The organism is Burkholderia ubonensis subsp. mesacidophila (assembly GCF_002097715.1).
GTDB lineage: Bacteria > Pseudomonadota > Gammaproteobacteria > Burkholderiales > Burkholderiaceae > Burkholderia > Burkholderia mesacidophila.
Genome location: NZ_CP020737.1, coordinates 519,112 through 531,620, shown reverse-complemented (window position 1 = coordinate 531,620; position 12,509 = coordinate 519,112). Strand labels below are relative to the sequence as shown.

General features: G+C 68.1%; 13 protein-coding genes. 7 read left to right on the top strand and 6 right to left on the bottom strand.

All coding sequences use genetic code 11. The features are described 5' to 3' along the window. Positions 1-6 precede the first annotated feature (6 nt). From prmC to B7P44_RS02510, 4 genes are all read left to right on the top strand, one after another. A complete protein-coding gene (gene prmC, locus B7P44_RS02525) occupies positions 7-849 on the top strand; it encodes a peptide chain release factor N(5)-glutamine methyltransferase (RefSeq protein ID WP_084900299.1) in 843 nt (280 codons plus the stop codon). A 67-nt stretch (positions 850-916) separates the two neighbouring features. After that, complete coding sequence (gene grxD / locus B7P44_RS02520; protein WP_010092833.1) at positions 917-1,228, top strand: Grx4 family monothiol glutaredoxin; 312 nt, start codon at positions 917-919, stop codon at positions 1,226-1,228. A 13-nt stretch (positions 1,229-1,241) separates the two neighbouring features. Continuing rightward, positions 1,242-1,838 (top strand): UbiX family flavin prenyltransferase, encoded by a 597-nt coding sequence (locus tag B7P44_RS02515; protein WP_084900296.1) that lies wholly within the window; start codon positions 1,242-1,244, stop codon positions 1,836-1,838. Positions 1,839-2,058: 220 nt separating this feature from the next. After that, positions 2,059-2,850: a DODA-type extradiol aromatic ring-opening family dioxygenase gene (locus tag B7P44_RS02510; RefSeq protein WP_084900292.1), complete on the top strand. Its 792-nt coding sequence runs from the start codon at positions 2,059-2,061 to the stop codon at positions 2,848-2,850. 109 nt (positions 2,851-2,959) lie between these two features. Here the strand turns inward: B7P44_RS02510 and B7P44_RS02505 are convergent, their stop codons facing one another. Next, positions 2,960-4,558, bottom strand: a complete 1,599-nt coding sequence (locus tag B7P44_RS02505) for an APC family permease (protein WP_084900289.1) — start codon at positions 4,556-4,558, stop codon at positions 2,960-2,962. A 421-nt stretch (positions 4,559-4,979) separates the two neighbouring features. Here B7P44_RS02505 and B7P44_RS02500 point away from each other — a divergent pair, with 421 nt between their 5' ends. Next, entirely contained in the window at positions 4,980-5,183 is a 204-nt protein-coding gene (locus B7P44_RS02500; protein WP_084900286.1) for a cold-shock protein, read from the top strand. A gap of 112 nt (positions 5,184-5,295) precedes the next feature. Here the strand turns inward: B7P44_RS02500 and B7P44_RS02495 are convergent, their stop codons facing one another. From B7P44_RS02495 to B7P44_RS02485, 3 genes are all read right to left on the bottom strand, one after another. After that, positions 5,296-6,546 carry an Hsp70 family protein gene (locus B7P44_RS02495; RefSeq protein WP_084900284.1) on the bottom strand — a complete coding sequence of 417 codons (1,251 nt, stop codon included), beginning with the start codon at positions 6,544-6,546 and terminating at the stop codon, positions 5,296-5,298. Between the two features lie 237 nt (positions 6,547-6,783). Further along, positions 6,784-7,389 (bottom strand): nitroreductase family protein, encoded by a 606-nt coding sequence (locus B7P44_RS02490; protein ID WP_084900281.1) that lies wholly within the window; start codon positions 7,387-7,389, stop codon positions 6,784-6,786. Positions 7,390-7,525: 136 nt separating this feature from the next. After that, on the bottom strand, positions 7,526-8,809 hold the full coding sequence (locus B7P44_RS02485) for an MFS transporter (protein WP_084900279.1): 1,284 nt from the start codon (positions 8,807-8,809) through the stop codon (positions 7,526-7,528). 220 nt (positions 8,810-9,029) lie between these two features. On the opposite strand from B7P44_RS02485, the gene B7P44_RS02480 reads away from it, so the two are divergent. Further along, positions 9,030-9,650, top strand: coding sequence for a TetR/AcrR family transcriptional regulator (locus tag B7P44_RS02480; RefSeq protein ID WP_084900276.1), 621 nt, complete (start codon positions 9,030-9,032; stop codon positions 9,648-9,650). 85 nt (positions 9,651-9,735) lie between these two features. Next, entirely contained in the window at positions 9,736-10,326 is a 591-nt protein-coding gene (locus B7P44_RS02475) for a DUF1415 domain-containing protein (protein ID WP_084900273.1), read from the top strand. Between the two features lie 48 nt (positions 10,327-10,374). On the opposite strand, the gene B7P44_RS02470 is transcribed toward B7P44_RS02475, so the two are convergent. Both B7P44_RS02470 and B7P44_RS02465 read right to left on the bottom strand, forming a co-directional pair. Next, positions 10,375-11,253 (bottom strand): class I SAM-dependent methyltransferase, encoded by an 879-nt coding sequence (locus B7P44_RS02470; RefSeq protein ID WP_084900269.1) that lies wholly within the window; start codon positions 11,251-11,253, stop codon positions 10,375-10,377. A 93-nt stretch (positions 11,254-11,346) separates the two neighbouring features. After that, complete coding sequence (locus tag B7P44_RS02465) at positions 11,347-12,480, bottom strand: methyltransferase (RefSeq protein WP_084900266.1); 1,134 nt, start codon at positions 12,478-12,480, stop codon at positions 11,347-11,349. Positions 12,481-12,509: the final 29 nt, after the last annotated feature.

The following is a 12,509-nucleotide window of genomic DNA, read 5'->3' as shown; positions in this document are numbered from 1 at the left end:
CCCGTAATGAGCGCCACGACCGCCCTCGGCCTGCTGCGCGCGTCGCCGCTCGACCCGGTCGACGCGCGCGTGCTGCTCGGGCATGCGCTCGGCTGGACGCGCACGCAGCTGATCACGCGCGGCGACGAGCCGCTCGACGCGGCCGCCGTCGAGCGCTATCTCGCGCTCGAGGCGCGCCGCGCGGCCGGCGAGCCGGTCGCGCAGCTGGTCGGCATGCGCGAGTTCTTCGGGCGGCCGTTCGACGTGACGCCCGACGTGCTGATTCCGCGCCCGGAAACCGAATTGCTCGTCGAAGCGGCGCTCGATGCGATCGACGGGATCCTGCATCCGGCCGTGCTCGACCTCGGCACCGGCAGCGGCGCGATCGCGGTGTCGATCGCGGCCGAGCGGCCCGACGCATGCGTGTGGGCACTCGACCGTTCGGCCGAAGCGCTCGCCGTCGCGCGGCGCAACGCGGACAAGCTGCTCGACGCGCACCGCCCCGGCGGGCCGCTGCACTGGTTGCAAAGCGACTGGTACGCGGCGCTCGATCCGGCGCTCGCGTTCGACGCGATCGTCAGCAACCCGCCGTACATCGCGCAGCACGACCCGCACCTGTCGCAGGGCGACCTGCGCTTCGAGCCACGCGGCGCGCTCACCGACGACGCGGACGGCCTCACCGCGATCCGCGCGATCGTCGCCGGTGCCGGCGCGCACCTGAAGCCCGGCGGCACGCTGTGGATCGAGCACGGCTACGACCAGGCCGAAGCGGTGCGCGCGCTGCTTGCCGCGCACGGCTTCGTCGCGGTCGAATCGCTCGCCGATCTCGCCGCGATCGAGCGCACGACAGGCGGCCGGCGGCCCGGCTAACGGCCGGCCCGCCCGGTTGAAATCCGCTATCATTTCGTTCTAACGCCCCGCAAACGCAAGGTCAGTCATGGACACCCAACAACGTATCAAGCAAATCGTCGACGAAAACCAGGTCGTGCTCTTCATGAAGGGCACCGCGCAATTCCCGATGTGCGGCTTCTCGGGCCGCGCAGTCCAGGTACTGAAGGCCTGCGGCGTCGACCAGTTCAAGACGGTCAACGTCCTCGAAGATGAAGAAATCCGCCAGGGCATCAAGGAATTCTCGAACTGGCCGACCATCCCGCAGCTGTACGTGAAGGGCGAATTCGTCGGCGGCTCGGACATCATGATGGAGATGTACCAGTCGGGCGAACTGCAGCAGCTGTTCGCCGCCGCGTAATCCCCCTCCCCCGATGGAACTCCGCAGCGCGCCGCCGCGCCGCCTGATCGTCGCGATCACCGGCGCCACCGGCGCGATCTACGGCGTGCGGCTGCTCGACATGCTGCGCGCCGCCGGCGGCATCGAAACGCATCTGCTGATTTCGAGCGCCGGCTGGCTGAACATCCAGCACGAACTGAAGCTGTCGAAGGCCGACGTCGAGCGCCGCGCGGACGTCGTCCATGCAGTGCGCGACGTCGGCGCGACGATCGCGTCCGGCTCGTTCGCGACCGACGGGATGGTGATCGCGCCGTGCTCGATGAAAACGCTCGCGAGCGTCGCGCACGGGCTGTCGGACAACCTGATCGCCCGCGCCGCCGACGTCACGCTGAAAGAACGCCGCCGCCTCGTGCTGATGGTGCGCGAGACGCCGTTCAACCTCGCGCATCTGCGCAACATGACCGCCGTCACCGAGATGGGTGGCATCGTCTTCCCGCCGCTGCCGGTCTTCTATGCGATGCCGAAAACGATCGAGGAGCTCGTCGACCAGACGGTCGCGCGCGTGCTCGACCTGTTCGCGCTCAGCGCGCCGCTGACGACGCCCTGGGAAGGCATCCGGCACGCCCAGTAACGGCGCGCCCGACGCGCCCCTTCGCCGTTCTTCGCTCATTCCACTCGCTTCACCTGGCATCCCCAGTCAAGTTCGCTGATTCTCGCCGGCACACGTTTGATCACGCCGCAACGCACGCCAATTATCAACAAACAAGATCGAATCAAATTCGCATACGCGGATTTATCAACAATGGGTGCGAGCCTATAGTCACAGGCAACCTCATCGCAGGACCACCACCATGAACCGCTTGCCTTCGCTCTACCTGTCCCACGGCGCGCCGACGCTGCCGATCGATCCGACGCTGCCGTCCGGCGCGTTCACGCACCTCGGCGCCGAGCTGCCGCGCCCGCGCGCGGTGCTGATGCTGTCCGCGCACTGGGGCACGCAGCAGCCGGTCGCGAGCATCGCGCGGCAGCCGGAAACGATCCACGACTTCTACGGCTTTCCGCGCGCGCTGTACGAGATCCAGTATCCGGCGCCGGGCGCGCCGGACGTCGCCGAGCGCGCGGCCGGCCTGCTGAACGCGGCCGGCCTCGCGACCGAAACGGCCGAGCATGGGCTCGATCACGGCGCGTGGGTGCCGATGCTGCTGATGTTCCCGAATGCCGACGTGCCGGTCGCGCAACTGTCGATCCAGCCGCGCGCGGATGCCGCGCATCATTTCGCGCTCGGCCGCGCGTTGCGGCCGCTGCGCGACGAAGGCGTGATGGTGATCGGCTCCGGCCAGATCACGCACAACCTGCGTGCGGCGGATTTCGGCGCGGCGCCCGAGGATGCCGACCCGCGCGTCGCCGAATTCACCGACTGGTTCGAGGCGAAGCTTGCCGCGCGCGATCTCGACGCGCTGCTCGACTATCGCCGCCAGGCGCCGCACGCGGTGCTGATGCATCCGACCGACGAGCACCTGCTGCCGGTGTTCGCCGCGCTCGGCGCCGCGGACGACGATTACCGGCTCGGCATCCAGTCGCTCGGCACCTACCAGCGCGTGCTGGCGATGACGAACTACGTGTTCGCCGGCGCGGACGACTGACCGGCGCCCGCCCAAACAAAAAGCCCGTTCGAGCCAAGCTCGAACGGGCTTTTTTCCATGCGTGCTCCGATTCCCGCCGCCGCCGATTCCGGCGGCAGGTCGGCATGCGTCAGGCGCCGATCCCTTCGAGGATCTCGTCGCGCGTTTCGCGCTCGTCGAGATACTCGGTGCGGTAGCCCGTGTTCACGCCCCAGAAGTAGAACACCAGCGAGATCGCCGCGACGATGAGCATGTCCCAGCCGTACGGCAGGACACCATGACCGCCGAACTCCTTGCTGCCGATCAGCGACAGCACGGCCATCGTCGGCAGGTAGGCGACGAGCCACCATGCGGCCTTCAGGTCGCGGCCCCAGCCGCTCCAGCCCGCCTTGGCCTGGAAGTAGAAGTACACCGGCAGCGCGACGATCATCAGCAGGATGATTTCGCCGGTCAGCGGCCACTTCGCCCAGTACAGGATCAGCGACGCGCAGACGAACGCGAACGGCGCGATCAGCTTCATCAGCGGGATCGTCAGCGGACGCTCGATGTCGGTCGCCGCGCGGCGCAGCGCCATCAGGCTGATCGGGCCGGTCAGGTACGAAATCACCGTCGCGACCGAGATCACCGCCGCGAGCGAGCTCCAGCCGCGGAAGAAGAACAGGAAGATGAACGAGACCAGCAGGTTGAACCACATCGCCTGGCGCGGCACACCGTAGAGCGGGTGCACGTTGCCGAACATCTTCGGCATCGTGTTGTTGCGCTCCATCGCGTAGATCATGCGGGTCGTGGTCGCCATGTAGGTCGTGCCGGTGCCGCTCGGGCTGATGAACGCGTCGACGTACAGCAGGATCGCGAGCCAGTTCAGGTTCAGCGCGATCGCCAGTTCGGCGAACGGCGACGAGAAGTTGAAGTGCGCCCAGCCCTTCGCGACGTCGGCCGGATTCACCGAGCCGATGTAGGCGACCTGCAGCAGCACGTAGATCACGAGCGCGATCAGGATCGACGAGATCACCGCGAACGGCACGCTGCGCGACGGATTGCGCGCTTCGCCCGCGAGGTTCACCGGGCTCTGGAAGCCGTTGAACGCGAACACGATGCCGCTCGTCGCAACCGCGGTCAGCACCGCCGACCAGCCGTACGGCGCGAAGCTCTCGTTCGTCGCCATGCCGAGGTTCTCCGAATGGAAGCTCGACAGCATCAGGCCGCCGATCGTCAGGCCGGGGATCAGGAACTTGAAGATCGTGATCGCCGTGTTCGCACGCGCAAACGCCTTCACGCCCCAGTAGTTCAGCAGGAAGTAGATGACAACGAGCACGGCCGACAGCAGCAGGCCCGGTGTCGTCAGCTCGCCGTTCACGAACAGGCTGTGCGCCCATTCATACGGCCACGTGCTCATGTACTGGATCGACGCTTCGGCCTCGATCGGAATCACCGATACGATCGCGATCCAGTTCGCCCATGCGCTGATGAAGCCCACCAGCGACCCGTGCGAGTAGCGCGCGTAGCGCACCATGCCGCCAGACTCGGGGAACATCGCGCCCAGTTCGGCGTACGTCAGCGCAATCGCGAGAATCACGACCGCGCCGATGATCCACGCGCAGATCGCCGCCGGACCGGCGATCTTCGCCGCTTTCCAGGCGCCGAACAGCCAGCCCGAGCCGATAATCGAACCCAGCCCCGTCAGCATCAGTGCAAACGGGCCGATGTTCCGTTGAATAGAACTCTTCACATCCTCTCCTGTGTCTCAAAAAGCATGGTCGGTCCGCAGCCCGGGATCGGCTCGAACTGCACCGCGCACGCATTCTTGGGGGGACGGATCACTCGGTCGGAGCAACCCGGTCCACGCGGCGCGTAGTTTAACGGTTGCACCTGTACATTTGCGCCAAAATCGATTGGCCCCTACAAAAAATCCGCGAAATCTGCAATGTTTGTAAGCTCGAAACTCGTAATAACCCTGAGTGTATGGAAATCCGGTTGACCGCGCGACGAATTAGCCGTATAAAGGTCCACGCAGGATTTCAAGCGGCGAGTGAATTGGTTCTTTCGTAGTTCGCCCATCAACGGTACTCCGGTTGGTCCCATTACCCCTTCCTTGAATTTCCGCGCCCAATGGGCTTCGGCCCCGTTTTATCTTTTTAGGAACAAGTAACATGGCAACCGGTACCGTCAAGTGGTTCAATGACGCTAAGGGCTTCGGCTTCATCACCCCGGAAGGCGGCGGCGACGATCTGTTCGCGCACTTCTCGGAAATCCGCACCGAAGGCTTCAAGACGCTGCAAGAAAACCAGAAGGTCGAATTCGATGTGAAGACGGGCCCGAAGGGTCTGCAAGCATCGAACATCAAGCCGCTGTAAGTTCTGCGCGAGATTTGATGTAAAAAAGCCCCGCTTCGGCGGGGCTTTTTGTTGTTCCGAGGGTGCCAGACGATACGCAGCGGGCGCTGCGGCCGCACCTCGCCGGCCGCGCTCAGCCAAACAGCCGCTGCGCGTGGATGCCGAGACCAGTCGCCACGCTCGCCAGCCGGTCGCCGAACACCGGCTGCGCATCCGCGAACGCCGCCGCGAGCGCACCCGACAGGAACGCCAGCCCGGTCGAGCCGCCCGTGAAGTACAGCGCGCCGACGTCGCGCGGCGCCACGCCGGCGAGCCGCACCGTCTCGCGCGCGGCGTCGACGATCCGCGCGGTGTCGTCGCGGCTCGCGTCGACCAGCCGGTCCGCGTCGAACGCGATCTGCAGGTCCTCCTCGACGTCGTTCAGGTCGATCACCGTCTCCCCGCCCGCCGCGACGCCGATCTTCGCTTCTTCCGCACGCGCCATCAGCGCATGGCCGAGCCGCAGCTCGACCACCCGCGCGAGCCGCTCGAATTGCCGCGCGTCGACATACAGGTGCTTCATCAGCTTCAGCTCGCCGAGCCGCTTCGGCGTGTAGACCGTGTTGATCAGGTGCCAGGTCGCGAGATCGAAATAGGTCCGGTTCGGCAGCTCGCGCCCTTCCGGGTCAAGCGAACGGTAGCCGAACGCCGGCAGGATCGCGGCCAGCTCGACGCGGCGGTCGTAGTCGGTGCCGGCGACGTGCACGCCATGGTGCGCGAGCACGTCGTCCTTGCGCTCGAGGCGCGCCATCCGCTGCGGGCCGACCCGCACCAGCGAGAAGTCGGACGTGCCGCCGCCGATGTCGGCGACGAGCACGAGGCGCTCGTCGCGCTGGCGCGACTCGTAGTCGAACGCGGCGGCAATCGGCTCGTACTGGAAATGCACGTCGGCAAAGCCGACCGCACGCGCGGCCGCTTCGAGCTGGTCCTGCGCGAGGCGGTCGGCGCGCGGATCGTCGTCGACGAAGAACACCGGCCGGCCGAGCACCGCGCGGCCGATCGGCGCGCCCGAGCGGGCTTCCGCCTTGCGCTTCAGGTGCGTGAGGAAGCGCGCGATGATTTCCGTGTACGCGATCGCGGAGCCGTCGCCGAGATCGGTCGTCGTCTCCGCCAGCGGCGAACCGAGGATGCTCTTCATCGAACGCATCAGGCGGCCGTCGAAGCCGTCGATGTAGGACGCGAGCGCCGCGCGGCCGTATTCGACCGTCTCCTCGTCGTTGTTGAAGAAAATGGCGGTCGGCAGCGTCAGGTGGTCGCCCTCGACGGGCGCGAGCCGCATGCCGTCGCCGTCGGGCAGCGCCACAGCGGAATTGGACGTGCCGAAGTCGATCGCGCAGTAAGTCATGGGAAGGTGCCGTCGCATGGCCGGCGCGAAAACGGAAAGGACGGGCTTTTTAACATGAAGCCCGCGGGATCACAACCGCCAGCGGCGGATGGCGCCGGGACGGGCCGGCCTGATGGATTCGGGGCCACAACGCCCGGCGGGGGCGCGTCGCAAGAAGCCCTTGCCGGGCTTGCCCGGGCCGACGATCGAGCTCGAGCGTCGGCCATGCATTCGTACGCGCGCCGGCGGACCTTTGCGTCAGGCCGCCGTCTCGAAGCCCTTCTTCCACGCGCCTGCGTACACCACGTCGCCGATCGGATGGCGCGTGCGCGGCGCCTTCTCGCGATCGCGCAGCACCGGATCGAGCTTGTCGGCGTCGCCATAGTGGCCGATCGAGATCAGCGCCGGGATCGCGACATCCGCAGGAATCGAGAATGCGTCGCGGAACGCATGCGCATCGAAGCCGCTCATCTGGTGCGCCGCGAGCCCCAGCGCATGCGCCTGCAGCACCAGCGACAGCGCGGCCGCGCCCGCATCGTACAGCGCGGTCGGCGCCGGCTCGCCCTTCGACGTGAGCGTGTGCGCGGTCACCGCGATCAGCACCGGCGCCGGCGCATTCCAGCCCTGGTTGAACGGCACCAGCGTCGCGAACGCTCGCTTGAACGCGACCTCGTCGCGCGTGCGATCGAACACGATGAAGCGCCACGGCTGCGCGTTGTAGGCGGACGGCGCCCAGCGCGCCGCCTCCAGCACCGCGTGCAGGTGCTCGGCGCTGACCGGCGCGTTCGAATAGGCGCGCGGGCTCCAGCGGCCCGCAATCAGTTCGTGAATCGAAACAGTAGTAGGAGCAGGTTTGACCGACATGCGGATCCTCGCTGATATCGATGAAAGGGCGCGAACGCCCGGCGAACCGCAAGCATAACCGGTTGCGCGCCGGCGCGCCCGCCCCTGCCGATCAATGCAAATCGTCAGACCTGCGTTGGCCCGGCCGCGGCCGGCGTCAGACCGGTTGCGCCGCCGCGCGCGACGCGCCGCGGTTGATGCGCAGCACGATCAGCGCGCCGACGATGCACAGCCCGCCCGAGATCATCGACGCGATCGTGTAGGTGCCGAGGCTCGCGCGCAGCATCCCCGCGCCGAGCGCCGCGAACGCCGCGCCGAGCTGGTGGCCGGCGACGATCCAGCCGAACACGACCGGCGCGGCCGCCTTGCCGAACACGTCGGTCGCGAGCCGCACCGCCGGCGGTACCGTGGCGATCCAGTCCAGCCCGTAGAACATCGCGAACAGCGGCAGCCCGAAGAAGTCGATGCCGAACGCATGCGGCAGGTAGATCAGCGACAGCCCGCGCAGCCCGTAGTACCAGAACAGCAGCACGCGGTTGTCGTAGCGGTCCGACAGCCAGCCCGACAGCGTCGTGCCGAACAGGTCGAACACGCCCATCGCGGCGAGCAGCGACGCGCCCTGCACTTCCGTCATCCCGTAGTCGCTGCACATCGCGATCAGGTGGGTGCCGACATAGCCGTTGGTGCTCGCGCCACAGATGAAGAAGCTGAAGAACAGCAGCCAGAAGTCGCGCGAGCGGCTCGCGGTCAGCAGCGTGCGGAGCGCGACGGTGAGCGGGTTCTCCTTGGTCGCTTCGGCGGCCGGCGGCGCATCGGCCGGCTCGCCGTACGGACGCAGCCGCACGTCGGCCGGGCGCTCGGGCAGCAGGAACGCGACCAGCGGAATCACGATCGTCGCCGCCACCGCGACGACCAGCACGACCGGCCGCCAGCCGTACCGCTGCGCGATCGCCGCGAGCATCGGCAGGAACACGAGCTGGCCGGTCGCCGTGCTCGCGGTCAGCACCCCCATCACGAGGCCGCGCCGCGCATGGAACCAGCGCGTGACGAAGGTCGCCGACAGCGTCAGCGCGACGACGCCCGTCGAGCTGCCGACCATCAGGCCCCAGATCAACACCATCTGCCAGCTCTGCGTCATCATCGACGACAGCGCGACGCCCGCGCTCATCGTCGCGAGCGCGGCCAGGATCGTCGGCCGCAGCCCGAAGCGCTGCATCGCCGCCGCCGCGAACGGGCCGGTCAGCCCGTACAGCGCGATGTTCACCGAGATCGCCAGCGAGATCGCGGCGCGGCTCCAGCCGAGTTCGCGCTCGAGCGGGACCATCAGCACGCTCGGCGTCGCGCGCGTGCCGGCCGCCGCCAGCAGGATCAGGAATACCACCGCCGCCGCGAGCCATCCGTAGTGAAAACGCCCGCCGATTCGTCTTGCCGCCCAGTTCATGTCCGATTTCTCCTGATAACCGGAGCTGGCGCTTCAGCGCCCGGTCCGGTCCCACGCAAAACGGGCCACCTCCGCCGCACGCCACGTCGGCCGGCCCGGGCCGACGTCTGGCAGTTGTCATCGATCCGATCGCATTGTTACCGATCAGTCACAATTGTGTTGCGATCGTAGTTACCAGTCGGTAACATGTCAAGCATTCAATATCGACATCGAGGGCAACATGTCCGACATCGAGGCCGCCAAGCCCGCGTCGCGACGCGCGCGACAGGCGATCCCGGGCGCCGCCGCGCAGGAGCATCTGCTGCGCGCCGCCGAGGAGCTGTTTTACAAGGAAGGGGTGCGCGCGGTCGGCGTCGAGGCCGTCGTGGAACTCGCGGGCGTCAACAAGATGAGCCTGTACCGCCAGTTCTCGTCGAAGGACGAGCTGGTGCTCGCGTACCTGGAGCGGATGGATGCGTGCTTCTTCGAGCGCTTCGACGCGAGCATCGCGAAGCATCCGGGCCAGCCGAAGGCGCAACTGGTCCAGTATTTCGTCGATCTCGCCGAGCGCGCGTCGCAGAAGGACTACCGCGGCTGCCCGTTCGTGAACGTCGCGGCGGAATTCCCGGACGCGTCGCATCCGGCGCGCGAACGCGTCGCGCAGAACAAGGAACGGCTGATGGCGCGGCTCGTGGCGCTGTGCGAAAGCGCCGGCGCGCGCGCGCCGGCGAAGCTCGCCGATTCGCTCGCGCTCGTGATCGAGGGGATCTATGCGGCAAGCCAGACGTATCGGCACGGCGAAACGCCGATCGGCACCGCGCCCGAGCTCGTCACGCAGCTGATCGAGGCCGCTTGCGCGTGATCAACGGCGAACGGGCCGCGCGACGCGCGAGGCCGCGCGGCCTCCCGCTACAATGCGACTCCCGCTGCCCCCACCCCGCACCGCCATGACCGACGCCCGCTCCCATTCGCACGACGAGCACAACGCGCACGACGACATCCTCGCCGCCACCCGGCACTGGCTCGCGCGCGCGGTGATCGGGCTCAATCTGTGCCCGTTCGCGAAGAGCGTGTACGTGAAGGATCAGGTGCGCTACGCGATCAGCGAAGCCACGACGCTCGAGGACGCGCTCGCCGATCTCGAGACCGAACTGCGCCGGCTCGACGCCGCCGACCCGCGGCTGGTCGACACGACGCTCCTGATCTACCCGCATGCGTTCGCGGATTTCCTCGACTACAACGACGCGCTGTTCTTCGCCGACCGGCTCGTCCGGCAGCTGAAGCTCGACGGCGTGCTGCAGATCGCGAGCTTCCATCCGCACTATCAGTTCGACGGCACGGCGCCGGACGACATCGAGAACTATACGAACCGCGCGCCGTATCCGATCCTGCACCTGCTGCGCGAGGACAGCATCGCGCGCGCGGTCGACGCGTTCCCGGACGCGTCCGCGATCTACGAAAAGAACCAGGAAACCCTGCGCCGCCTCGGCCACGACGGCTGGCGCGACTGGATGAACCGCCCCGGCGACGACGTCTGAGCGGGCATCGCGTCGTCGCCGCACCGCGGCGGAACGTGACTCAGCGACTCAGTGAGCGGCCGGCGTCGTTTCCTCGCCGCCCTGCGGCGCGAAGAACCGCTCGCGCAGCTCCGCCAGCCCGAACATGTCGAGGATCTCGCCCAGCCGCTCGCTCGGCCGCCGGCGCGGCAGGTTCTTGTACTGCGCGATGATCAGCTCGTTCTTCATCGAATGCTCCCAGCCGACCAGCTCGGTCACGCTGACCTGGTAGCCGTGCGCTTCGAGCTGCAGGCAGCGCAGCACGTTGGTGATCTGGCTGCCGAATTCGCGCGTGTGCAGCGGATGCCGCCACACCTCGGTCAGCGCGCTCGCGAGCGACTTGCCCTTGTTCCGGCGCAGCACGCCCGCGATTTCCGCCTGGCAGCACGGCACCAGCACGATGTGCCGCGCACGCTTCGCGAGCGCGAAGCGGATTGCGTCGTCGGTCGCCGTGTCGCACGCGTGCAGCGCGGTGACGACGTCGACCGTTTCGGGCAGCTTGGGCGACGTGATCGAATCGGCGACCGACAGGTTCAGGAACGACATCCCGCCGAACCCCAGCCGCGCGGCGAGCTCGGTCGAGCGCGCGACCAGCTCCTCGCGCGTCTCGATCCCGTAGATGTGCGACGCGAACGCCGGCGTGCCGTGCCCCGGCTGCTGCTTGAAGAACAGGTCGTACAGGATGAAGCCGAGATACGACTTGCCCGCGCCGTGGTCGACGAGCGTCACGGCGCCCTGGTCGGCCTGCACGCCGGCGAGCAGCGGCTCGATGAACTGGAACAGGTGGTAGACCTGCTTCAGCTTGCGGCGGCTGTCCTGGTTCAGCTTGCCGTCGCGGGTCAGGATATGCAGTTCCTTCAGCAGCTCGACGGACTGTTCCGGACGGATTTCGTGGGTTTTGTTCGACATCTGGATGCGGCGCCGGGCCGCGTGCGAACGATGCGCGCGGCCCGACGGCGAAAAAAACGTGAGGAATGGCGATAGTTTACCGAAAACGCGCGCTCAGCTCCGCGCGCCGAGCCGCCACAGCGACGTCACCTCGGCGCGGCGCGCCGCGTAGAGCGGATCGTCGGCGTCGGCCGCCTTCGGATGCGCGGGACGGATGTCGTCGCGGCCGAGCACGACGAGGCCCGCTTCATCGATCCACTGCAGCAGCGTGTCGCGCGGCCGCAGGCCGAGATGCTCGGCGAAATCGGACAGGATCAGCCAGCCCTCGCCGCCCGGCGCCAGATGCGCGGCGAGCCCGGCGAGGAAACCGCGCAGCATGCGGCTGTCCGGATCGTAGACCGCGTATTCGATCGGCGCGCTCGGCCGGGCCGGCACCCACGGCGGGTTGCAGACCACGAGCGGCGCGCGGCCGTCCGGAAACAGGTCGGCCTCGACGACGTCCACCTGCGCCGCGCAGCCGAGCCGTTCGACGTTCTCGCGCGCACAGGCAAGCGCCCGCGGGTCCTGGTCGGTCGCGACGACGCGCTTGACGCCGCGCGCGGCCAGCACCGCGGCCAGCACGCCGGTGCCGGTGCCGACGTCGAACGCCAGCGTGTCGGCCGGCAGCGGCGCGCGCGCGACGAGCTCGACGTACTCGCCGCGCACCGGCGAAAACACGCCGTAATGCGGGTGGATCGCCGCGCCGCCGAGCGCCGGAATCGGCACGCCCTTCTTGCGCCATTCATGCGCGCCGACGAGGCCCAGCAGCTCGCGCAGCGACACGACCGACGGCGCGCCGCCGGGGCCGTACGCTTCCTCGCATGCGGCGCGCACGTCGGGCGCGCGGCGCAGCGGGATCGTATAGTCGGCGTCGAGCAGAATCAGCAGCATCCCGAGCGTGCGGGCGCGCTGCGACTGCGCGAGGCGATGCAGGTTGAACGCGTCGACGCCGGCCGCGGCCTTCGCCTTCTTCGGCTTGCGCTCGACGCGGCGCGCCATCGCCTGCACGAGCTGGCGCGCATTCTGGAAGTCGCCCTGCCAGACGAGCGCGGTGCCCTCGCACGCCAGGCGATAGGCGGCATCGGCAGTCATGCGGTCGTCGGCCGGCACCGCGCGCTTGGGCGGCGCCACACCGGCTTCGGAGCGCCAGCGCACGGCATGATCGACGCCGGCGGCGTCGGTCCAGTGGAAAACGGGAAAATCGGTCACGCGAATTCGGAACGGTTGGCTGCAACGGG